This window comes from Kribbella rubisoli, from assembly GCF_004217145.1.
GTDB classification, from domain to species: Bacteria; Actinomycetota; Actinomycetes; order Propionibacteriales; family Kribbellaceae; genus Kribbella; species Kribbella rubisoli.
In genome coordinates this window covers 436,254-456,998 of record NZ_SHKR01000012.1, presented here as the reverse complement: position 1 = coordinate 456,998, position 20,745 = coordinate 436,254, and the positions used below count along the sequence as shown (strand labels likewise).

The following is a 20,745-nucleotide window of genomic DNA, read 5'->3' as shown; positions in this document are numbered from 1 at the left end:
GCGCATGATGACTACTGTGCAGGACTCTCCCACCGCCGCGGGCTCCGGCGCGAACGCGAGCTCGAACTTCAAATCGACATCACGCTCGGCTGCCGAGGTCTCACCTGAGCGCGTGAGTGCTGTGGTCACTGCCGTCCTGCAGGGCGTGCACTCGGCGATCCGCTCGCATGCCGTCACGTACTCCGAGTTCCAGGCAGCCAAGGCCTGGCTGATGGAGGTTGGTGAGGTAGGCGAGTGGCCGCTGTTCATGGACGTGTTCGTCGAGCACGTCGTCGAGGAGGTCGCGGCCTCTTCGCAGCACGGGACGAAGGGCTCGATCCTTGGCCCGTACTACCTGCCCGACCAGGTGCGGTTGTCGTCGTCGTGCGAGTTGCCGCATCGGGCCGACGAACAGGGCGAGCCGCTGGTGCTGTCGGGGCAGGTGCGCGATGTGGACGGTACGCCGCTGGCCGGCGCCGAGGTGGACGTCTGGCACGCCGATGCCGACGGCTACTACTCGGGCTTCGCGCCGGGGATCCCGCTGGGCAATCTGCGGGGTGTGGTGACGACGGATGCTTCTGGCGGTTTCGAGATCAGGACCGTGCAGCCGGCGCCGTACCAGATCCCGACCGACGGGCCGACCGGCAAGCTGATCGAAGCCGCTGGCTGGCATCCGTGGCGGCCGGCGCACCTGCATCTGATGGTGCGGGCATCAGGGCACCGGACTGTGACGACGCAGCTGTACTTCGCCGGTGGTGAGTGGCTCGACTCCGACGTCGCCGAGGCGACCAAGCCCGAGCTGATCCTCGACCCGGTCGACGACGGCAGCGGCGTACGGCGCGTGTCCTATGACTTCGAGCTCGAGCAGGGCTGATGGATCTCACCATCGACCGGCTGGAGACGGTGATCATCGACGTACCCCTCCGGCGACCGCACCGGTTCGCCCGCGTCGCGATGACCGCCCAGCCGGTACTGCTGGCCTTCGTCCACACCCGCGACGGTGTCGTGGGTGTGGGCGAGGGCGTGGTCCCGGGCGGCCCGTGGTGGGGTGGCGAGTCGGTCGAGTCGATGAAGGTCACCCTCGACACGTACGTCGCCCCGTTGCTGCCCGGCCGGTCCGTCGCCGACATCGCGGGATTGTGGTCCGGCATTTCGGACCGGGTGGGCGCCAACCTATACGCGAAGTGTGCGGTCGAGGTCGCGTTGCATGACGCGTGGGCGCGGTCCCTCGGCGTACCCGTGCATGTGCTGCTCGGCGGACTCGCGCGTACGTCGGTCGACGTCACGTGGGCGTTGGGCGCCGAGCCGGAGGAGGTTGTGGTCGAGGAGGCGCTGGCGAAGCTGCGGGACGGGCACCGCAGCTTCAAGCTGAAGATGGGTGCACTGGCTCCGGAGGAAGACACGCGCCGGGTGTGCGCGATCGCCGAGAAGCTCGCGGGCGCGGCCGGGGTGCGTGTGGATCTCAACGCACGCTGGGATTTCCTGACGGCGAAGACCTATCTCCCGCGCCTGGCCGGGGCCGGAGTCGAACTCGTCGAACAACCTGTGCCTGGTGAGCAGGTGGAGGCTCTGGCCGAGCTCAATCGTCTGCTCCCGATCCCGATCATGGCCGACGAATCGCTGCGAACACCTGTCGATGCGTTGCGGTTGGTGAATCTGCGTGCTGCCGACATCTGGTCTCTGAAGACCACCAAACTCGGCGGCCTCCGCCGCTCGCGAGACATCGCCGCCATCGCCGCCGCCGCCGGCATCCCTTGCCACGGCGGCACGTCAATCGAAACCGGCATCGGCACGGCGGCTTCGTTGCAGCTCGCCTGCGCGGCGCCCGGGGTGACGTGGGGCAGTGAGCTCTTCGGCCCGCTGCTGTTCACCGAGGAGATCCTGCGTACGCCGCTGTCGTACGTCGATGGCACCCTGCAACTCCCGGACGGCCCGGGCCTTGGCGTAGAACTGGACCTGGACGCGGTCGCCGCGCTCCGCCGACGCAACCTGACCAAGGAGACCTGATGTTCTTCCACGTCCGCATGGACGTCCAGCTCCCGCCCGGCCTGGATGCAGCACCCCTCCTCGCGCAGGAGAAGGCACGCGCCGCCGAACTCCAGAGGTCGGGCGTCTGGCCCGGCCTGTGGCGAGTCGTCGGCGAGTACGCCAACATCAGCATCTTCGACGTACCGACCAACGACGACCTCCACGAAATCCTGTCCAGCCTGCCGCTGTTCCCCTACATGAAGATCCACGTAACCCCACTGGCGACGCACCCCTCGAAGATCTAGCTGGAGGCGAGCGTCAGTTCTACCTGGTTGCGGTGGATGGTCAGGTGGCCGCCGGTGGCTTCGGCGTAGCGGCGGGCTATGTCCAGGCCCAGGCCGGTGGAGCCTCGGTCGGAGCGGCCTCGCTCACCTGCGCCCAGGGGGATTCCGGGGCCTTCGTCGGCGACGGTGATGTGGATGTGGGAGGTGTCGCGGGTCAGGGTGATCTGCGCGGGAGTGCCATCGGGTGTGTGCGCGACGACGTTCTCCACCAGCGCATCGAGCGCTGCGGCAAGGTCCTCCGCGGACGAGCGGACCATGGCAGCACTCGTTGGTAGGTCCAACGTCAGCTCGCGACCCTGGTCCTCGAACAACGGCTCCCAGAAGGCCGTACGCGCCCGCGTCACCTCGACGGCGTCACAGTGCGGCACCCGGCCTTCCCGCTGAGGCCGACGTGCCGCGCTGATCACCGCGGTCAACGTCCGCTCCAAGCTGGTGACCTGCGTGTTCAGTTCCTCGGCGCGCTCGCGGTCCGGCATTGCCTCGACCTGGAGCCGAAGCGCGGTCAGCGGCGTACGCAAGCGATGCGACAGATCCGCCACAGCCTCGCGTTCGACAGCGATCACCTCGTCGATCCGGTCCGCGAGCCCGTTCAGCGCGGCCCCGACCTTCGCCACCTCCGCCGGACCGGTCGTCGGAGCGCGCGCTTCCATATCGCCGGCCGCGAGGCGTTCCGCCGTACTCGCCGTCTCCTCCAGCGGCCGCGCCAACCGCCGCGACACCAGCTCCGCGCCGACGATGCTGAGCAACAACACCAGCAGACTTCCGCCGATGAGGATCAGCAGCCGCGGCACCAACCCGTCGTACAGCTCGTCCGCAGTCAGATAAAGACAAACCGAAGCCGGCCCAGTGGGAGTGTCGACGGCAAGATCGACCGCCTTCCCGCCGTTGATATCGCGATAGTCCGCGTCGCCGAGCTTCGGCGGTCCCTTGTCGTCGTCGCCGTCGTCGTCGTTGTAGTCGGCCGGCATCGACTTCGGCTTCGGTACGCCGCCCGGCGGCGGGTCGCCCAGCGTCGTACCGTCCGGCATCCGCACCGAGATGTTCCCCGGCCCGTTCTTCAACCCGTTGATGTACGCCGTGATGTCGTCAGCCGTGTGGTCCTTGTCCCCGACGTAGTAGGCGACAGTCTCGGCGCGGTAGAGCGCCTTGTCCTTCGCCTCGCTGGCCGTCGTACTGCGGAGCAGAATCACCAGCGGTACGGCGAACGCGAGCACGACCAAGGTGGTCATGCCCACCGAGAGCAGCAGGATGCGGCGGCGCATGCTCACCCGTCCGCCGCGAGCTTGATCCCGACCCCGCGGACGCTGTGCAGGAACCGCGGCTCGGCCGCGGTCTCACCGAGCTTCCGCCGCAACCAGGACAGATGTACGTCGACAGTCCGGTCGCCGCCGCCCCACGGCAACCCCCAGACCTCCGCGAGCAGCTCCCGCTTCGTCACCACTGCACCCGGCCGGCGCGACAACGCCAGCAGCAGATCGAACTCCTTGCGGGTCAGCTCCACCGCGGCCCCGTCCACGGTGACCTCCCGGCTCCGCGGATCGATCCGCAACCCACCGACCTCGACAGTCGACTCACCCTGCTGGTCTTGCCCGAGACGTCGCAGTACGGCGCGAATCCGCGCGTCCATCTGGGCCGCGCTGAACGGCTTGATCACGTAGTCGTCCGCGCCGGCATCGAGCAGCCGTACGACGCTCGCGTCGTCGTCCCGCGCGGTCGCCACGATGACCGGTACGTCGCTGACGGACCGCACCATCGCGAGCACGTCGCGCCCGTCCAGGTCCGGCAGGCCGAGGTCGAGCAACAGCACTTCGGGCTTGTCGCGGGCGACGGCAGCCACCCCGTCGGCGCCGGCTGCTACTGCGGACACGACGTGTCCGGCCGCCGTCAGGGCCTTGCCCAACGACGTACGAATCGCATCATCGTCCTCGATCAGCAGCACCCGCGCCATGCCACTGAGCGTAGCTTCAGCCCCGTCAAGACAGCGTCAAGCGGCAGTTAAGTGGGTGGTTTGATGCCGTTGGAGCGGAGTTCGAGGGTGGCGAGCTGGGCGATGACGGTCTGGTCGCGCTCGCGCCAGGCGCTGACGGGGTCGTCGGAGATCTTCGCGAGCTTGTGCATGGGCTGATTGGCCATGGCGCGCAGGGCGAACAGGTCCAGGTCGGCCGCACTGTCGATGAACCGCTGCGCCGCCGTCGCCCGCCGCGAGAACCGGATCCGCCGCGGAAGCCAGATCAGTACTGCGAACAGCACGGGCAGCGCGATCGTCACGCCGGCGAGCACGTACGCCAACTGCTCCACGGCGTGCGCCATATCCCGCCCTGCCTGCGCCATCTGTCCCGCAGCACCCGCAGCGCCGTCGATCGGCGACCGCAGTTGGTCCCCCACCGCCGGCACCTTCCCGATCGGCTCCGACAACCGCCGCAACTGCCCCGCCAACCCGTCCCCCGCCGAAGCCGCCTTCCGCCCCGGCAACCCCAACGCGTTGGTGATCTTGAAGACGATCAGCCCCAACTCCACACAAACCAAGACCCAGGCGACAAACACCAGGTCCCCCACAAGCTGCCCAACCCGCTGCACCCCCACATCCGAGTAGAGCTTCACACCCAGACCTCTCCTCCACGCGAGCCGCACACACCGTGCGACGCGACCCTAGCGGTGGACGTCACGGCCCACGAGGTTTCCGGACACATTTCGTCACCAGGTGCCGGTTTGTTTCCGGAAAGCCGGTCAGAGAGCGGTGCGGAGGTTCCAGAGGAGGGGGTAGTAGCGGAGGTCCAGGCGGCTTCTGAGGTAGTTGGCGCCGGACGAGCCGCCGGTGCCGGGTTTGGTGCCGATCATGCGTTCGACCATGACTACGTGACGGGCTCGCCAGGCGGCGGCTAGTTCGTCGTGTTGGAGGAGGGCTTCGGCGAGTTCCCAGATGGCGGCGTACTGCGACCTGTCGCCGGCGACCTTCCGTAGCGCGTGCCGGAGGGCGTCCTCGGTGTCGGTGTCGAAACCGGCCTTCCGGAGTACTTCGAGGTAGGCGTCCCACAGCGTCGGTTCCTCCAGGCGCTGTCGCAGACGCTCCTGCTCCACTGACGTCAGCCCGCGGAAGCGTCGTACGAAGGAGGGGTCCTTCGCGCCGGACAGGAACTCGATCTCGCGGAACTGCACCGACTGGAACCCGGACGCCGGCGACAACCGGTGCCGGAATTCGCCGAAGTCCTGCGGGGTCATCGTCTCCAGGATGTCGACCTGCTGCGTCTGCACGCGCTCGATCGTGTGCACCCGTCGGAGCAGGTGCTCGGCCAGCCACAGCTCCCCGGCGAGCATCGCGTCCCGGGAGGCGGTCAGCTCGTGCAGGACCTGCTTGAACCACAGCTCGTACACCTGGTGGATCGTGATGAACAGCAGCTCGTCGTGCGCCGGCGGATCGGACTCGAGGTGCTGCTGGTCGAGGAGCTGAGGCAGGCGCAGGTAGCTGCCGTACGTCAGCCGCCCGCCGTCCTCACCGAAATGTACGTCGGTCCCGCCCCACTGCCCCGCAACCCCGTCCTCAGTGCTCATGACACGGAGACTAACCGACCACTTCGTGACTGGTCAGTGATTCGTTCGTTGGGACATGAGTACGCCGAGTTGAGGAGCTGCATGACCGCCACGATCGAGACCCCGATCGTTCCGGGTCCGATTCAGGGCCCTACCAGGGAAGAGCCGTTGGTCGAGGCGCTGGTGCTCGACGACTATCGCTCTCTGGTCCACCTCGCCTATCTGATCCTCCCGCCTGCGATCAGCCGGGTGAGGCGGGTGGCGGCGGCGCACGCGGTCGTCCAGCGCGCGCTCCCGCCTGACCTGCAGCTCCCGCGTGAGCTCCCGTACAGCCTCACCGCCCAGCGGGACGTCGCTGTTCCCGCCACCCGGCACCGCGAGTTCCTGCGGCGCCGCGTCGTCCAGGAGGCGACCCGGCAAGCAGCCGATCGAAGTCTGCTCGCGCGGCTCGGCAGCGTGATCGCACCGGCCGACGGCCTCGAGTTCGACCCGTGCACGATCCGCCCGGACCGCACCGCGATCCACCGCCGCTGCGCCCGCGGCCGCCGCCTGACGATCGCCACCACGCTGCTGCTGACCGCCGGCGTCCTGGTCGCCCTGCTCACATCTTGACGGACTGAAGCCGGGCACCTACCTTCGGTGACACCGCTCTCTTCCTACCGCCCCAGGGAGAATCGTGATGTCCGTTGGAATCGTTTCCAGTCTTGCCCTGCTCATCGCACCCCTCGGCGCGCCCCCACCGGCGCCAGCTACGCCGGAGGTGAATATGTCCGTCCAGGCAACGATCTGCAACAAGTACTGCGATGCCCGCGACCCCGGACTCGCCCCGAAAGATCGCACCCCCGTCTCCACGACCCTGTTCGGCCGCACGATCACCCTGCACCTCGACGATGACGACGCGATGGGCTGGGCCTCGATCGACAACGGCAGCCCTGGCGACGAGGTCTGGCTGGACCGCTCGATGGACGGCGGCCGCACCTGGTCGGACGGCAGCCGCCTCGGCAACACCGCGATCCCCGCCGGCCAACGCGGCTGGCGCACGCAGATGTACAACGTCGACGACTGGAACAACCTCGGCGTCGGCGCCCTCCGCGCCTGCGGCAAGGCCGGCGACCGCGCCGATATCGCCTGTACGCCGTGGGCGCGCGCGACCTGGAACGCCTGGGACCGTCGTACGGCGGCCGCGACCGCGCTCATGCAGGACTACAACCTGTCGACCGGCCTGTTCGACACCACCGGCTGGTGGAATTCGGCCAACGCGCTCAACGCGCTGATCGACAACATCCGGGTCAGCGGCATGCACAGCTACGAGTACGCGATCGCCCGCACGTACGACCTCAACCTCAATGCGGCCGAAGGCCAGTTCCGCAACGACTACCTCGACGACACCGGCTGGTGGGGTCTCGCCTGGGTCGCGGCGTACGACGTGACCGGCGATGCCCGCTATCTCCAGACGGCCCGCGCCGACGCCGATCACATGGCGGCGTACTGGGACAACACCTGCGGCGGCGGGGTCTGGTGGAGTGAGGCGAAGACGTACAAGAACGCAATCTCGAACTCGCTGTACATCCAGCTCAACGCACAACTGCATACGCGTGTCGCGGGTGATTCGACGTACCTGCAACGCGCGCGGGCCGGCTGGACCTGGTTCCAGCAGACCGGGATGATCAACGGCTCGAACCTGGTCAACGACGGCATCGACCTGTCCACGTGCAAGACCAACGGCGACACCGCGTGGACGTACAACCAGGGCGTGCTGATCGGCGCGCTCACTGAGTTGTCCAAGGCAACGAACAACGCGGCGTACCTGGCCTCGGCACGCCAGCTGGCCGACGCGTCGACCACCGCCGCGTCGCTCCACACCGCCGACGGCATCCTCCGCGAGCCCTGCGAGAACGGCGACTGCGGCGGCGACGGTCCGTCGTTCAAGGGCGCACACGTCCGCGGCCTCGGCAAGCTGAACGCGGCCCTCCCGGACCACCCCTACACGACTTACCTGCAACGCCAGGCCGACCGCGCCTTCGCAGCCGACCGTACGCCGATGGACCAGTACGGCCTGCACTGGTCCGGACCCGTCGACAAGCTCGACGCGGCCCGCCAGCAATCCGCGCTCGACCTCCTCAACGCGGCCCCCTGATGCAGGTTTGATCCAGGACGCATCTACGGGTGATCCAGAGCGGGTCCAGAGCGGTACGGACGCGCCTTCGGGCGGCTTGATCCGATGCGAAGGTGGTTGAACGAGCCGGCGAACGTCCGGTTCCGAACCGCCTGACAGCTGGGGGTGTGCCGGGTGCCGGATCCGATCGTCGACGAGATGCGCAGACTGGCCGGGCCGGAGCTCTACCGGCGGAACGCCTTCCGGATCAGTGGATTGCTCGCCGATGCGGACGGCCGAACCACCCGGCAGGTCTCGCAACGGCTGCGTGCGGCGCTGGAGATGGGCGCCGACGTCGACCTCGGTACGGCGACCTCGAGCGACCCGCACGAGATCCAGGCAGCGTGCGATCTGATCCTCGGCGACCCGCGCCGGCGGTTGGTGCACGAGGTGTTCGCACCGTGGGGCACCAACGTCTCCGACTGCGGCTGCTCACTCGAACTGCACAAGAACCACGACCTCGCAGTCAAGGCGCACAGCAACGCCATCGCCCGCGAGCAATCGGGCGAATGGGGCAAGACACCGCCGGACAGCGAGTGGACCCGCGCCCGGCAGAGCTGGGGCAAGGTCGTCCCCGGCCTCGCGCGTCACCTGGAGCACCGCGTTCGAGACCTGGACGACCGGCAGCTCGACAAGTCGGCGGTCGAGGAGATCCGGCGAGAGTTGCCGAGGGCACTCACCCAGCCGGCCGTCGACCTTGCCGTATCCGGCCCGACAACGCGTGCGGCCCGACTCGTCTCGCACGCACAGCGATTCCCGATGGCGGCCGCCTTGCACCGCCGCCTGCTCATGTCCGCGGCGAACCCGCTGTACGAGGAGCTCGAGGACCGGCGTACGCAGATCGCGCAGCGGATCGGCGACGGACCGGTCGACCCGATCGTCGCCGAGATCGAGGACGACCTGCTGCCTCGGCTGGCACGCCTCGACGCACTGCTCCCACCCGGCAAGAACCCTCGGACCTCGGCACTGCACGATCAGCTCGCGATCCTGCTGAACAACTGCGCGGTCGAGCTGATGAACCGCGGCGAGTTCAACGACGGCCGCGCCGAGCGGTACCTGGAGCAGGCCGCGACGGTCGCCATCGACCAGCACGAGCTCTCGCTGGTGCGCGACAACCGGCAGATGCTCGACGTGAACCGGCGCGCGATGGAGTCGTTCCGCTCGCAGGTCGACCAGCTGTACCGGCTGCAGGGCAAGACCGCCGCTGTGCGGTTGCTCCGGCAGGTACGCCGGGAAACGAAGCTGCAGACGTTGCGGGCCGAGATCGACAAGATGCTGGCGAGCATCTCCGCCGGCCGGTCCCCCTCATCGCCGTACCGACCGCCGACGAAGCAACGTACGGTCCGACCGCCTCGCACCCGAGGTCAGCGGCGTAGGCGGGCGCTTGTGGCCTGGTTGATCGTGCTGGCGCTGATCGGTCTGGGCGTCTGGCACTGGTGGCCGCGGGAGGTGAACGTCTACCACGACAAGATCGCGGACAACCCGCCCGCCGGGACCTGCCTCGGCAAGCAGGCCGACGACTGGCTGTCCGAGCCGACCAAGCTTCGCGGCAGCGACTGCGACAAACCGCACTGGGGCGAGGTCCTCGCGTACGTGCCGATCACCAAGGCGCCCGCACCGTACCCCGGAGCTGTCCAAACGACCGCGCTGGCGAACTTCCTCTGCGGCGAGGCACTGGTGCAGCACGAGCTGAGCGAGACGGAGTGCGTCGTCAACGCGATCAACGCGTCCGCTCAGTCCTGGAACACCGGCAAGAACTCCAGCAAGTACGAGAACTACGCCGCCTGCGTGATGCACCGGCACGACGGGGCGAACATCCCGGCGAGCGAGGCACCGCGACCGAATAAGCCGACCGGTCCGAAGCCGGTCTCGATGAGTCTGTTCACCACCAACGTCGCGCTGAACGCACCGGTCGGCACCTGTGTGCGCGACGCGATCGGCGATCGGCTCACGGACACGGTGAAGATCGTGCGCTGCAGCGAGTGGCACTGGGCGCAGATCTTCGGCTACCCGACGATCTACAAGCCCGGTCAGCCATGGCCCGGCGACAACGCCGTCATCGCCGCGGCGCAGAAGGCCTGCGCGCGAGGGATCCCGAGTCTGCCGGGCTTCAGTAGTTGGGCCGGATCGCCGGACAGCAGTTGGTGGAAGGACCCGAAGCAGACGAAGTACGCCTATTGCCTCGTCCACCGGGCGGACGACAAGCCGTTCAAGGGAGCGCTCACATGAGGGGCCGGAATTGGCGGCAGTGGCGGCAGCACAAGGCGTTCCGGATCGAGGCGCCGCGCTGGTCCGGGACGGAGTACGACGACCTGGACCGGTACCTCGCGGAACTCGGCGACGTACTGGAACAGCCGTCCCGCGATGACGACGACGCATTGGCAGAGGCGGCAACCAATCTCTGGCGCGCTCGCCGAAAACTTGCTCAGGGCAACGATGGCCAGGGCAAGCAGGCCGCGCGCTATCTGCGGACGTGTGCCGAGGCGCTCGCGACTGCTGGCATCACCGTGCAGGACCACGACGGCGAGCCCTTCCACGCCGGCCGCTCTGTCGACGTACTGCTCTACTCCGACGACCCGGAGGTGACGGTGGAGACCGTCGTCGAGACGGTGCGACCGGCGGTGTACCACCACGACCGCCGGATCCAGACCGCCCAGGTGATCGTCGCCGTACCCACCACAACTCATCGCCCGAACAGCTCCGACAGCTCCCACAGCTCTGACAGCTCTGACAGCGAGGACAGCCATGCGTGACACCATCGACATCGGAATCGACCTGGGTACGACGAACAGCGCGATCGCCCTGGCCGAGGGCGACGCGGTGACCGTGATCAAGAACGTCGAGAGCCAGGACACCACGCCGTCGGCGATCTGGATCCCGCGCGCCGGTGAGATCCGGGTCGGCAAGAAGGCGCGCGATCGGGTGGAGAGCGATCCGGACAACACCGCGGCCGAGTTCAAGCTGGAGATGGGTCTCGCGGATGTGACCCATACCTTCGCCAGGGCCGGGGTCAAGCTCACGCCGCCGCAACTGTCGGCCGAGGTGCTGAAGTCGCTGCGGAACAGCGCCGGCAGGTACCTGAACGACGAGATCCTGACCGCGGCGGTGATCACGGTGCCGGCCGCGTTCGCGCTGAACCAGAACAAGGCGACGGTCGAGGCGGCGACCTTGGCGGGCTTCGTTCCGGGTTCGCCGCTGTTGCAGGAGCCGACCGCCGCCGCGTTCGCGTACGGGCTGCAGGACACCAGCGATCGTGCGTACTGGATGGTGTTCGACTTCGGCGGCGGGACCTTCGACGCAGCGGTCATCAACAAGCGCGACGGCGAACTGCGGGTCCTGCATCACGCCGGCGACCCGTATCTCGGCGGCAAGCTGATCGACTGGGCGCTGGTCGAGCGGATCCTCGCACCGGCCGCAGCTGCCGAGTTCGGGCTGAAGGACTTCCGGCGGGACAACCCGCAGTACCGGCACACCTTCGCCCGGCTGAAGGCCGCGGCCGAGGAGGCGAAGATCGCGCTGTCCGGCATCACGTCGACGTCGGTGCTGGTCGAGGTGGATACGCCGGGCGGTGGGGAGACGTTCGACTTCACCCTGACGCGGGACGCGCTCGATCGGGTCGCCGAGCAGTACTACATTCGCGCGATCAACCTGTGCCGCGAGGCGATGCGCGAGAACGGCCTGTCCCCGGACGCGATCGACAAGCTGCTGCTGGTCGGCGGCGTCACGTTGTCCCCGGGCCTGCGCGAGCGGCTCGCGGATCCGGCCGAGGGGATCGGCATCGAGCTCGAGACCCGCCTCGACCCGTCGACCGTGGTGGCTCGCGGTGCGGCGGTCTTCGCGTCGACGATCCGGCATCCCGCACCGCTGGCCGCCGCGCCCGCCGCGGGCGAGTTCGCCGTCGAGCTCTCGTACGAACCGGCAGTCACCACGACCACGACAACCGTGGCCGGACGGCTTCGGGTCGGGCGGGACCTCGATTGGACCGGGTACTCCGTGGTGCTGGCCAACCCGGAAGGACGGCCGCCGTTCCGTACCGCGAACATCGCGCTGAACCGGGTCGGCGCGTTCGCGACCGAGGTCGACGTGGACGAGCGTCGTACGTCGCGGTTCAGCGTCGAGCTGATCGATCCGGCCGGCGCGCCGCAGAAGGTCGTCCCGAACACGCTGTCGATCACGCACCGGACCGAGACGTTCGGAGGCGCGCGGCTCGCGCACTCGCTGGGCATCCAGCTGGCCGACAAGACGTTCTCGCCGCTGCTGCGCAAGGGCGCCGGCGTACCGACAACGGCCCGCGGAATCTTCCGTACGTCGAGCACGCTGCTCCGGCGCGACGACGACGCGATGATCCGGATCCCTGTGGTGCAAGGCGAACGGGCGCGGGCCAACCGGAACCGGCCGGTCGGGATGCTGACGATCCGGCCGGTGGATCTGCGGATGGATCTGCCGTCGGGGACCGAGGTCGAGGTCACGTTCGAGGTCGATGCGTCGAACCTCGTCACGGTGGTGGCCGACGTACCTCTGATCGGGGCGCAGTTCGAGGCGGAGATCGATCTGGCATCGGTGCGGACGCCGTCGTCCGACGTACTGACTCAGCAGTTGGCGGAGGCGGAGGATCGGTTCTCCGTTTTGCAGCAGTCGGCGGAGTTGCCGGATGTGGATGATCGGCTGCGGCGGTTGGAGGCCGAGGGGACGTTGCCGGTTGTCCGCGAGCAGGTGCGGGCGGCGGCTACGGATGCGGGTGCGGCGGCTACGGCTGAGGATCGGTTGCGGGACTTCCAGGCGGAGCTCGACGATATCGATGAGTTGGCGGAGCTGCCTCGGCGTACGCGGGAGCTGCTTGATTTGCTGGCCGAGGCCGGCGAGATCGTGCAGCAGGCCGGTGCGGTCCGGGACGAGCAGGAGCTGACGGCGCTGCGTGAAGAGGCCCAGCAGGCGATCGACGAGCGTGATTTGACCGCGATCGAGTCGGTGACGGAGCGAGTTGCCGTGTTGATGGCGCGGCTGCATCGGCGCCAACCCGGTTGGTACCAGGACGCGTACTGGACGATCGTGCAGCAGCCGGGGTTGTTGCCGGCGACCGCCGAGGCCGACCGGTTGGTGCGCGAGGGCCGCGACGCAATCAACCAACGCGACCAAAGGACGCTGGAACACGTTGTACAGCAGCTGATCCGTCTGCTCCCCCGGGACGAACGCGAAACCATCATCGGACTGACCAGATGACCGCCGTCACAGCCCTGCACCGCCAGGTAGCACTGAGCCGAGCTGCGCAGAAAGCCCACCAGGGTGATCTGGCCGGCGCGGCCAACCTGCTAGAGCAGCTCGACGCGACCGGCGAAGCGTCGCCTGAGGTGCTGGACCTCCTCGCCCGCATCCGGGCCCAACAAGAGAATTGGGTTGAGGCCGACGCCCTCTGGGCGCGAGTCCAAGACATGGCACCCGCTGACGCAGCCAGGCCGGCCGAGGCGGGCGGCACGGGCGGCACCGGCGGCTACGGCGGCGCGGACGCGGTCTGGGCGGAGCTGCTTGCGGGGGCGGCTGCGGGGCGTCGGACGGTTGCAGATATTCGGGATCGGCGGCGGGCCTCGCGGCCGTTGTGGCCGGTTGCTGTGGGGGTGGCTGCGGTGCTGGTGGTTGTTGGCGGGGTTGCGGGTGGAGTGGTGGCGCTAGGTGGGTCGGACGGGCCGGTCGCACAGCCGACCACGACACTGACGTCAAGCAGCACACCCACACCCACGACTACGCCTGGGGCTGAGGAGCGGGCTGCTGAGTTGGCTCGGCAGCTGGCGGCTTTGAAGGCTGCGGGGCGGGCTTCGGCGGCTGCGCGGGCTGGTGAGGTGGAGCGGATTGCGCGGCGGGTTGGTGGGACGGGGGTGGTCGTGCAGCGGCAGCCGGGGGCCGTGAGGGTGTTGTTCAGGGAGGGGGTGTTCTCGGCGGGGACTGAGCTCAGCCCGTCGGGGGCAACCGCGCTTGAGGGTTTGGGGAAGCGGCTGACGGGGTTGAAGGCGACGATCACCGTGACCGGGTATTCGGTTGTTGTGCCGGGTGGGAGTGGATCCGGCGGCTCGCGGACCGGGCTGTTGCGGGCTCGGATCGCGACCCAGCAACTGAGCGCAGCGTCCGGGCTCCCGTTGACCGCGTTCACGATGCAGTCGGGCGATCAGGCGCATCCGCCGTACGGAAGCGACGCGCAGAACAGGACCGTCACCTTGACGCTCACGCCGGTGACCGATGAGTAATGCCATGATGAACGCATGGAGCTGAAGTTGTCGGCGTCGTACGACGCCACCCCCGAGGAAGTGTTCGCGATCGTCACGGACACCACCTTCCGCGAGCAGGCCTGCGAGAAGACCAAGGCACTGTCGTACGACGTCCAGGTGAGCACGTCCGGCGCCGACACGATCGTCCGGGTCAGCCGGAAGATGCCGGCCGTCGACATCCCCGACATGGCGAAGAAGTTCGTCGGCGACACCCTGACCGTCGTACAGACCGAGACCTGGCACGCGCCCGCGGCCGACGGTTCGCGGAAGGCGGATGTGTCGGGCGAGATCGCCAACACGCCGGTCACGCTGAAGGGCACCGCGAGCATCGCGCAGAGCGGGTCCCAGACCGTGCAGGCGATCGACCTGGACGTGAAGGTCGCCGTACCGCTGATCGGGAAGAAGCTCGAGCCGACTGTCGTCGACGCGATCCGCGCCGGCCTGGTGAAGGAGCACGACCTCGGCCGCGAGTGGGCCGCGAAGTAACCGTGTCGCTGCAGTGAGCGCGTCACCTCCGGTGGCAACCTGAGAAGAAGGTTGCACCGGAGGTGACTCGTTTCATGCGAATTTTCAAGCCGAAGTTGACCGCGCCTGCCACCGAGGTCGAGCAGTTCTGCGTGTTCTGCGCGACCACGATGCCGTTCGAGTGCATCGAAGCGGCCGATCATCTGGCAGACGAGCCGGACGAGTGGATCTGCGTGCAGTGCGGATCCGCGCTCCTGGTCGACCCACCACTGCAGCAGGCCAGCCACACCGCCTGATCTACAGCGGCGGACCGAACGCGCAGACCACCCGGCGCGCGTGGGCCGGGTCGAGCGCATTGGCGACCAGCTGAGCGACCGTCGGATCAAAGGCCAGGCCGACATGCCCGACCGGATCCAGCGGGCAGCTGTCCTGGACGTACTCGTTCGTCACGCCAGGCTCACGGATGAACGACGTCTCGTGCGGCGTCACGAGCGCGTCGAAGCGCGAAGCGATCACCGTGTACTTCGTCCCGGGCTGTGCAATCGGACCGGTGGTCAGCGTCTTCACGGCCGACCCGCCGACGATCAGCTCGTCGCAGGCCGCGCACCCGAAGCGCTGCAGCACCTGGTCGACGAGCGGCCCGAGCCCGAGGTAATCCCCCACGCTCACGAGCCCGCCCAACGTCGTACCGTGCGTCGGCGGCGCCAGCGCGACGACCTTGCCGACCTGACCGGCGTACCCGCGGACCTTCGGGCCGTAGATGCTCTGGAACGCGCCCTCGGAATGACCGACGATGTCGACCTTCGCGGCGCCGGTCGCGGTCCGGACCCGCTGCACGAACGCCTCGATCTCGGCGGACGAGCGGGCGATGGAGACCGTGCCGCCGACCGGGATGTTCGGGTCGGCCTGGCCGTACGTGAGCGTGAAGGCGCAGTACCCCTTCGCGGCCAGGAACGGACCGAGGTACGAGTAGTTGCCGGGGCCGTTGCCGCCGAGTCCGTGGAGCAGGACGAGCGGGTCGGGATGGGCGGCGGATGGCTTGCACGACCAGTTGTCGAACCCCGACGACGGCGCGGCACTTGCCGTGGTCGCGGAGGTGACCGAGGCGGCCAGCAGGACGGCGGCGAACAGGCCGACGGCCGTCCGCCGGAAGCGATTGCGCATGACAAGCTCCCCGTGATGGTTTCAGTCGGTGACCAGTGAACCACGGTTAGTGGAGCATGCCTACTGGTTACAAACAAGAGCTCGGGTTGGAAACATGTTCCCCTCGGTTACGACTCGCGCACCCGGGGTAGTGTCCAGCGCATGAGCAGGACCATACGGGGACTCGACGCCGAGCAACGCCGGGCCGAACGACGCGAGCAGCTGCTGGACGCAGCGCTCAAACTGTTCGCCGCCGAGGGCTATCTCGGTACGTCGATCGAGCAGATCTGCAGTACCGCGTTCATCGGGACGAAGAGCTTCTACGAGCTCTTCGCCAGCCGCGAGGAGTGCTATCTCGCGCTCCTCCAGCGGACGTCCGAGCGGCTGGAGGAGCGGATGGCCGGTGCCGCCGCGCAGGCCACCGGCAACGAGCGGCAGGAAGCGCCGCGACTGCTGGCGACCTTCGTGCATGCGCTGGTCGACGACCCGCGGATCACCAAGGTCACCTTCGGCATGGCGTCGGGCATCTCGGCGGCGGTCGAGCGCCAGCGGCGTACCAACCGCCGCTGGGCCGCCGGTTTCCTGGTGCAGCTCTGGGACCGGTACGACGGGCCGCAGCCGGAGGAGCAGCGCGCCGTCCGGCACAGTGTCGCGATCGGGCTGGTCGGCGGCATGTTCGACCTGATCTCGGACTGGCTGCTGGAGGCGAACCTGTCCAACCAGGGCCAGATCGAGGCCCTGGTCGACGACCTCACAACCTTCTACATCACCGTCCGCCGAGGCCTCGTGCGTTAGCCCTGGTGCGGGTAGCGGTAGTCCGTGGGAGGAGCGAACGTCTCCTTCATCGAACGCGGGGACGCCCAGCGGATCAGGTTCCACATCGAGCCGGCCTTGTCGTTCGTACCGGACGCGCGCGCCCCGCCGAACGGCTGCTGCCCGACGACCGCACCGGTCGGCTTGTCGTTGACATAGAAGTTGCCCGCAGCGAACCGCAGGTACTCCGAAGCTTCCGCGACCGCATGCCGGTCCTGCGCGATGACCGCACCGGTCAGCCCGTACGGCGCCGAGTGCTCCATGCCGCGCATCACCGCGTCGTAGTCGGCGTCGTCGTACACGTGGACGCCGAGGATCGGGCCGAAGTACTCCGTCGTGAAGATCTCGTCGGTCGGATCCTCGGAAACAAGCAGCGTCGGACGGACGAAGTACCCCTCGCTGTCGTCATAGGTGCCACCAGCAACGACCTCGATCGAGTCGGTCGCTCCTGCCCGGTCCAGCGCGGCCTTGTGCTTGGCGAACGCGCGGTCGTCGATCACCGCGCCGATGAAGTTCGACAGGTCGCTGACATCGCCCATCGTCAGCGAGTTGGTCTCCGCGACGATGTCGTCCTTGATCAGGTTCCACACCGAGCGCGGGACGTAGGAGCGCGACGCCGCCGAGCACTTCTGGCCCTGGTACTCGAACGCGCCGCGGACCATCGCGGTCTTCAGCACCGCCGGGTCCGCCGACGGGTGCGCCAGGATGAAGTCCTTGCCGCCGGTCTCGCCGACCAGCCGCGGATACGTCTTGTACGCCGAGATGTTCGTGCCGACCGTGCCCCACAGGGACTGGAAGGTCTTCGTCGAGCCGGTGAAGTGGATGCCGGCCAGATCCGGGTGGGTGAGCGCGGCCTTGCTGACCTCGATGCCGTCACCGGTGACGAGGTTGATCACACCGGCCGGCAGGCCCGCAGCCTCGAGCAGCCGCATCGTCCAGTGCGCCGCGAACTGCTGCGTCGGCGACGGCTTCCAGACCACGGTGTTGCCCATCAGCGCCGGCGCGGTCGGCAGGTTGCCGGCGATCGCGGTGAAGTTGAACGGCGTGATCGCGTAGACGAAGCCCTCGAGCGGCCGGTAGTCGACCCGGTTCCACACGCCCGGGGACGAGATCGGCTGGTCACTGACGATCTGCCGCGCGAACGCCACGTTGAACCGGAGGAAGTCGATCAGCTCGCAGGCGGCGTCGATCTCGGCCTGCTGGATCGTCTTCGACTGGCCGAGCATGGTGGCCGCGTTCAGGGTGTCGCGCCAGGGGCCGGCCAGCAGGTCGGCAGCCTTCAGGAAGATCGCGGCGCGGTCGTCGAACGACAGCGAGCGCCAGGACGGGGCTGCCGCGAGCGCCGCGACGACCGCCGCGCGACCGTCCGCCTCGGTCGCGTTGCCGAGCGTGCCGAGCACGTGTGCGTGCTTGTGCGGCTGCACCACGTCGACCCGCGCGCCGCCACCGAGCTTCTGCTCGCCGCCGATCGTGCAGGTCAGGTCGATCGCGCCCGCGGCGTTGAACTCCTTGAGCTTCGCCTCCACGCTCGCGCGCTCGGCCGAACCGGGCGCATACCCCTTGACGGGCTCGTTGGCGGGCGTCGGGACGACGGTGACGGCATCCATTCTGCGAAGCTCCTCTGCTGGCTGGGGGCCGGTGTAGGTGGGCGGCCTGCCCATCGGTGACACAAGCATGGTGCCATGACTGACCACTGGAAACGAACCTGACGACAGACCTGACCAGGAGACCAACTGGTCCACTCAGGAAGCAACCACGCCACGCCGCAGCATCTGTAGCATACGTTTCACCCGACCGGGCTCCGCCGTGGCCATGCCGGCACTGAGAACCAGCAGGTCGAGAGGGTCCACATCCGCCCGCAGGCGACCGTCCCGCTGCGCACGTTCGACCAGCCGCCCAGCTGTTTCGACCATTGATTCGTGCCACCCGTCGTGCAGCTCCGACCGCCGTACCGACGGCTCCAGGGTGCGAGCCAGATCACCCTTCTCGGCCACATGCCGGACGAAGCGTTCCAGCCAGTCGAACAGGTCCGCCCCGTCGTCGACCGCACACAGCTCGGCCACCTCCTCGGCGTACACCGCGACGATGAGGTCGTCCCGGGTCGGGAAATGCCGGTACAGCGTGGCGTTGCCGATCCGGGCCCGCCGCGCGATCTCGTCCAACGGCGCCTGCGTACCGAGCTCGCCGAAGACGTCCCGCGCGGTCGCGACGAGCTGATCGCGGTTGCGCCGGGCATCGGCTCGCAACGGTTTCACTGAGGACATCCCTGTTAGGCTAGCGCGAAAACGGGGATCTCCCCGGTTAGGAGCGCCGATGGATCTCGAGGACCGCATTGCGATCACCGAACTGATCTCGCTGCACGGCCATCTGGTCGACGCGGGCGAGGCGCCGGATCGCTTGTTCACGCCGGATGTCAGGTACGACGTCTCGGCTCTCGGCGGCGGCGTGCTGGTCGGTCCGAAGGCGGTGTGGGAGGCCGGGCTGGCCCTCGGCGACGGCAATCCGGTCGCGCATCACGTCACGAACGTCGTGCTGACCGAGGTCGGTCCGGACGAGGTCGCGAGCCTGTCCAAGGGGCTTGGCGTGATGGCGGATGGCAGCTGCGGGAGCGCCACCTACGAGGACACGCTCGTCCGGACGCCGGCCGGCTGGCGGATCAGCTACCGCAAGGTGCTTCCCCGCCGCCGGCCTCTGCAGCGCTGAACGGCCTACTTCCGCCAGGGCATGTGTTGGAGGGCCCAGGTGTTGCCGTCCAGGTCCTTGAACCAGGCGTAGAACACACCGCCGAGGTCCTCGGTCTCGCTGACCTCGACGCCCCGGCCGATCAGCTCGGCGCGGGACGCCTCGAGGTCCTTCACGACGAGGTGCAGACCGCGCTGGGAGCCGGGCTCCATCGCCATCTGCGCCAGGCCGGTGGTGAGGCTGATCGAGCAGTACGAACCCGGTGGCGTGAGCTGCACGATCCGGACGCCTTCAGCCGGGCTGACATCGACGTCCGCGACGAACCCGCACTGCTCCACGTAGAACTGCTTGGCCCGGTCGACGTCGGTGACGGGGATCGGGATCAGCTCGAGCAGGTACGAACCCGGCACGACCAGGGGGTGCGCCGGGTCGACCGGGATCTCGGAGTCGTCGGCCGGGACTTCGGTGCGCTCGGTCATGCCGACTTCTTCGTGGCCTTCTTGGCCGCCTTCTTGGCCGGAGCCTTCTTGGCCACTGCCGCCTTCTTGGCCGGGGCCTTCTTGGCGACTGCCTTCTTCGCCGGCACCTTCTTGGCCGGCTCGGACTCGCCGGCGCCACCGCCCGCGCGCCGGGCCTTGGCCGCCTCGACGGACGCACGCAGCGCAGCCACCAGGTCGACGACCTCGGCGCCCTCGGTCTCTTCGTCCTCGGACTCCGGCAGCGGCACGCCTTCAGCCTTCGCCTGAACGACCTTCTCCAGCGCCTCGCGATAATCGTCGTGGTACTGCTCCGGGTCGAACTCACCCCGCAGCGTGTCGATGTACGACGACGCCATCGCCTTCTCCTGTGACCGGATCTCGACGTCCTCGGGCGGAGCCGCGAACGACTTGTCCCGGATCTCGTCCGGCCACAGCATCACCTGCAGCACGAGTACGTCGTCGACGGTCCGCAGCAGCCCGAGGCTCTCCCGCGACCGCAGCGCGACCTTGACCAGCGCGTACAGCTCGGAGCCGTCGAGCGCGTCCCGGAGCAGCACATACGGCTTGGCGCCCGGTCCGCCGTCTGCGGCGAGGTAGTACGACTTGCCCAGGTACAGCGGGTCGACCTGGTCCGCGGGCACGAACTCGAGGACGTCGATGACCTTCTTGCTGGACAGCGGCAGGTCGGCGAAGTCATCGGAGTCGAGCACGATCATCCGGCCGTCGGGCATCTCGTAGCCCTTGCCGATATCGGAGTACGGCACCTCTTCGCCGTCGACCGAGCAGACCCGCTTGTACTTGATCCGCCCCCCGTCGGCGACATGCACCTGGCGGAACGAGATGTCCTTCTCCTCGGTCGCGGAGAACACCTTGATCGGGATCGTCACCATCCCGAACGAGATGGCCCCCTTCCAGATCGCCTGCATCGCCAT

The 20,745-nt window shown here is 68.3% G+C and carries 22 protein-coding genes; 13 read left to right on the top strand and 9 right to left on the bottom strand.

Annotation, left to right across the window (positions count from 1 at the left end):
* The first annotated feature begins 7 nt into the window (after positions 1 to 7).
* The 3 genes from catA to catC are packed head-to-tail and all read left to right on the top strand — an operon-like array spanning position 8 to position 2,252.
* Positions 8 to 853, top strand: coding sequence for a catechol 1,2-dioxygenase (catA, locus tag EV645_RS16385; RefSeq protein WP_130444608.1), 846 nt, complete (start codon positions 8 to 10; stop codon positions 851 to 853).
* Positions 853 to 1,986 carry a muconate/chloromuconate family cycloisomerase gene (locus tag EV645_RS16380; RefSeq protein ID WP_198681654.1) on the top strand — a complete coding sequence of 378 codons (1,134 nt, stop codon included), beginning with the start codon at positions 853 to 855 and terminating at the stop codon, positions 1,984 to 1,986. The genes catA and EV645_RS16380 overlap by 1 nt, the downstream gene beginning before the upstream one ends.
* Positions 1,986 to 2,252, top strand: coding sequence for a muconolactone Delta-isomerase (gene catC / locus EV645_RS16375; RefSeq protein ID WP_130444604.1), 267 nt, complete (start codon positions 1,986 to 1,988; stop codon positions 2,250 to 2,252). The genes EV645_RS16380 and catC overlap by 1 nt, the downstream gene beginning before the upstream one ends.
* Here the strand turns inward: catC and EV645_RS16370 are convergent.
* From EV645_RS16370 to EV645_RS16355, 4 genes are all read right to left on the bottom strand, one after another.
* Complete coding sequence (locus EV645_RS16370) at positions 2,249 to 3,553, bottom strand: sensor histidine kinase (protein ID WP_130444602.1); 1,305 nt, start codon at positions 3,551 to 3,553, stop codon at positions 2,249 to 2,251. The two genes, catC and EV645_RS16370, sit on opposite strands and share 4 nt — an antisense overlap.
* Positions 3,554 to 3,555: 2 nt before the next feature.
* Positions 3,556 to 4,239, bottom strand: a complete 684-nt coding sequence (locus EV645_RS16365) for a response regulator transcription factor (protein ID WP_130444600.1) — start codon at positions 4,237 to 4,239, stop codon at positions 3,556 to 3,558.
* A 47-nt stretch (positions 4,240 to 4,286) separates the two neighbouring features.
* Positions 4,287 to 4,892: a hypothetical protein gene (locus EV645_RS16360; RefSeq protein WP_130444598.1), complete on the bottom strand. Its 606-nt coding sequence runs from the start codon at positions 4,890 to 4,892 to the stop codon at positions 4,287 to 4,289.
* Positions 4,893 to 5,018: 126 nt separating this feature from the next.
* Complete coding sequence (locus tag EV645_RS16355; RefSeq protein ID WP_130444596.1) at positions 5,019 to 5,840, bottom strand: tryptophan 2,3-dioxygenase; 822 nt, start codon at positions 5,838 to 5,840, stop codon at positions 5,019 to 5,021.
* 81 nt (positions 5,841 to 5,921) lie between these two features.
* On the opposite strand from EV645_RS16355, the gene EV645_RS16350 reads away from it, so the two are divergent.
* From EV645_RS16350 to EV645_RS16310, 8 genes are all read left to right on the top strand, one after another.
* Positions 5,922 to 6,431: a hypothetical protein gene (locus EV645_RS16350; RefSeq protein WP_130444594.1), complete on the top strand. Its 510-nt coding sequence runs from the start codon at positions 5,922 to 5,924 to the stop codon at positions 6,429 to 6,431.
* 154 nt (positions 6,432 to 6,585) lie between these two features.
* Positions 6,586 to 7,956, top strand: a complete 1,371-nt coding sequence (locus EV645_RS16345; protein ID WP_242000457.1) for a glycoside hydrolase family 76 protein — start codon at positions 6,586 to 6,588, stop codon at positions 7,954 to 7,956.
* Between the two features lie 153 nt (positions 7,957 to 8,109).
* Entirely contained in the window at positions 8,110 to 10,203 is a 2,094-nt protein-coding gene (locus EV645_RS16340) for a hypothetical protein (protein ID WP_130444590.1), read from the top strand.
* Positions 10,200 to 10,727, top strand: a complete 528-nt coding sequence (locus EV645_RS16335; protein ID WP_130444588.1) for a hypothetical protein — start codon at positions 10,200 to 10,202, stop codon at positions 10,725 to 10,727. The genes EV645_RS16340 and EV645_RS16335 overlap by 4 nt, the downstream gene beginning before the upstream one ends.
* Entirely contained in the window at positions 10,720 to 13,194 is a 2,475-nt protein-coding gene (locus EV645_RS16330; RefSeq protein WP_130444586.1) for an Hsp70 family protein, read from the top strand. Before EV645_RS16335 ends, EV645_RS16330 begins: the two co-directional genes overlap by 8 nt.
* Positions 13,191 to 14,210 carry a hypothetical protein gene (locus EV645_RS41885; RefSeq protein WP_157997081.1) on the top strand — a complete coding sequence of 340 codons (1,020 nt, stop codon included), beginning with the start codon at positions 13,191 to 13,193 and terminating at the stop codon, positions 14,208 to 14,210. Before EV645_RS16330 ends, EV645_RS41885 begins: the two co-directional genes overlap by 4 nt.
* 15 nt (positions 14,211 to 14,225) lie before the next feature.
* Positions 14,226 to 14,717 (top strand): DUF2505 domain-containing protein, encoded by a 492-nt coding sequence (locus tag EV645_RS16315; protein ID WP_130444582.1) that lies wholly within the window; start codon positions 14,226 to 14,228, stop codon positions 14,715 to 14,717.
* Between the two features lie 74 nt (positions 14,718 to 14,791).
* The gene (locus tag EV645_RS16310) at positions 14,792 to 14,992 is read left to right on the top strand and encodes a hypothetical protein (RefSeq protein WP_130444580.1); all 201 of its coding nucleotides are present in this window, start codon (positions 14,792 to 14,794) and stop codon (positions 14,990 to 14,992) included.
* A 1-nt stretch (position 14,993) separates the two neighbouring features.
* On the opposite strand, the gene EV645_RS16305 is transcribed toward EV645_RS16310, so the two are convergent.
* On the bottom strand, positions 14,994 to 15,860 hold the full coding sequence (locus EV645_RS16305; protein WP_130444578.1) for an esterase/lipase family protein: 867 nt from the start codon (positions 15,858 to 15,860) through the stop codon (positions 14,994 to 14,996).
* 141 nt (positions 15,861 to 16,001) lie between these two features.
* On the opposite strand from EV645_RS16305, the gene EV645_RS16300 reads away from it, so the two are divergent.
* A complete protein-coding gene (locus EV645_RS16300; protein WP_130444576.1) occupies positions 16,002 to 16,634 on the top strand; it encodes a TetR/AcrR family transcriptional regulator in 633 nt (210 codons plus the stop codon).
* On the opposite strand, the gene pruA is transcribed toward EV645_RS16300, so the two are convergent.
* Both pruA and EV645_RS16290 read right to left on the bottom strand, forming a co-directional pair.
* Complete coding sequence (gene pruA / locus EV645_RS16295; RefSeq protein ID WP_130444574.1) at positions 16,631 to 18,259, bottom strand: L-glutamate gamma-semialdehyde dehydrogenase; 1,629 nt, start codon at positions 18,257 to 18,259, stop codon at positions 16,631 to 16,633. The genes EV645_RS16300 and pruA overlap by 4 nt on opposite strands.
* Before the next feature lie 135 nt (positions 18,260 to 18,394).
* Complete coding sequence (locus EV645_RS16290) at positions 18,395 to 18,916, bottom strand: TetR/AcrR family transcriptional regulator (protein ID WP_130444573.1); 522 nt, start codon at positions 18,914 to 18,916, stop codon at positions 18,395 to 18,397.
* A 49-nt stretch (positions 18,917 to 18,965) separates the two neighbouring features.
* On the opposite strand from EV645_RS16290, the gene EV645_RS16285 reads away from it, so the two are divergent.
* On the top strand, positions 18,966 to 19,355 hold the full coding sequence (locus tag EV645_RS16285; RefSeq protein ID WP_130444571.1) for a nuclear transport factor 2 family protein: 390 nt from the start codon (positions 18,966 to 18,968) through the stop codon (positions 19,353 to 19,355).
* 5 nt (positions 19,356 to 19,360) lie between these two features.
* On the opposite strand, the gene EV645_RS16280 is transcribed toward EV645_RS16285, so the two are convergent.
* Both EV645_RS16280 and ku read right to left on the bottom strand, forming a co-directional pair.
* Positions 19,361 to 19,813: a VOC family protein gene (locus EV645_RS16280; RefSeq protein ID WP_242000456.1), complete on the bottom strand. Its 453-nt coding sequence runs from the start codon at positions 19,811 to 19,813 to the stop codon at positions 19,361 to 19,363.
* The gene (gene ku, locus EV645_RS16275) at positions 19,810 to 20,739 is read right to left on the bottom strand and encodes a non-homologous end joining protein Ku (protein ID WP_130444569.1); all 930 of its coding nucleotides are present in this window, start codon (positions 20,737 to 20,739) and stop codon (positions 19,810 to 19,812) included. Before ku ends, EV645_RS16280 begins: the two co-directional genes overlap by 4 nt.
* Between the last annotated feature and the right edge of the window lie 6 nt (positions 20,740 to 20,745).

Excerpts from the sequence above, each read along its gene's own strand:
- catA (WP_130444608.1), top strand. The coding sequence starts at position 8 with ATGACTACTGTGCAGGACTCTCCCACCGCCGCGGGCTCCGGCGCGAAC.
- EV645_RS16380 (WP_198681654.1), top strand. The coding sequence starts at position 853 with ATGGATCTCACCATCGACCGGCTGGAGACGGTGATCATCGACGTACCC.
- catC (WP_130444604.1), top strand. The coding sequence starts at position 1,986 with ATGTTCTTCCACGTCCGCATGGACGTCCAGCTCCCGCCCGGCCTGGAT.
- EV645_RS16370 (WP_130444602.1), bottom strand. The coding sequence starts at position 3,553 with ATGCGCCGCCGCATCCTGCTGCTCTCGGTGGGCATGACCACCTTGGTC.
- EV645_RS16365 (WP_130444600.1), bottom strand. The coding sequence starts at position 4,239 with ATGGCGCGGGTGCTGCTGATCGAGGACGATGATGCGATTCGTACGTCG.
- EV645_RS16355 (WP_130444596.1), bottom strand. The coding sequence starts at position 5,840 with ATGAGCACTGAGGACGGGGTTGCGGGGCAGTGGGGCGGGACCGACGTA.
- EV645_RS16350 (WP_130444594.1), top strand. The coding sequence starts at position 5,922 with ATGACCGCCACGATCGAGACCCCGATCGTTCCGGGTCCGATTCAGGGC.
- EV645_RS16345 (WP_242000457.1), top strand. The coding sequence starts at position 6,586 with ATGTCCGTCCAGGCAACGATCTGCAACAAGTACTGCGATGCCCGCGAC.
- EV645_RS16335 (WP_130444588.1), top strand. The coding sequence starts at position 10,200 with ATGAGGGGCCGGAATTGGCGGCAGTGGCGGCAGCACAAGGCGTTCCGG.
- EV645_RS16330 (WP_130444586.1), top strand. The coding sequence starts at position 10,720 with ATGCGTGACACCATCGACATCGGAATCGACCTGGGTACGACGAACAGC.
- EV645_RS41885 (WP_157997081.1), top strand. The coding sequence starts at position 13,191 with ATGACCGCCGTCACAGCCCTGCACCGCCAGGTAGCACTGAGCCGAGCT.
- EV645_RS16315 (WP_130444582.1), top strand. The coding sequence starts at position 14,226 with ATGGAGCTGAAGTTGTCGGCGTCGTACGACGCCACCCCCGAGGAAGTG.
- EV645_RS16310 (WP_130444580.1), top strand. The coding sequence starts at position 14,792 with ATGCGAATTTTCAAGCCGAAGTTGACCGCGCCTGCCACCGAGGTCGAG.
- EV645_RS16305 (WP_130444578.1), bottom strand. The coding sequence starts at position 15,860 with ATGCGCAATCGCTTCCGGCGGACGGCCGTCGGCCTGTTCGCCGCCGTC.
- EV645_RS16300 (WP_130444576.1), top strand. The coding sequence starts at position 16,002 with ATGAGCAGGACCATACGGGGACTCGACGCCGAGCAACGCCGGGCCGAA.
- pruA (WP_130444574.1), bottom strand. The coding sequence starts at position 18,259 with ATGGATGCCGTCACCGTCGTCCCGACGCCCGCCAACGAGCCCGTCAAG.
- EV645_RS16290 (WP_130444573.1), bottom strand. The coding sequence starts at position 18,916 with ATGTCCTCAGTGAAACCGTTGCGAGCCGATGCCCGGCGCAACCGCGAT.
- EV645_RS16285 (WP_130444571.1), top strand. The coding sequence starts at position 18,966 with ATGGATCTCGAGGACCGCATTGCGATCACCGAACTGATCTCGCTGCAC.
- EV645_RS16280 (WP_242000456.1), bottom strand. The coding sequence starts at position 19,813 with ATGACCGAGCGCACCGAAGTCCCGGCCGACGACTCCGAGATCCCGGTC.
- ku (WP_130444569.1), bottom strand. The coding sequence starts at position 20,739 with ATGCAGGCGATCTGGAAGGGGGCCATCTCGTTCGGGATGGTGACGATC.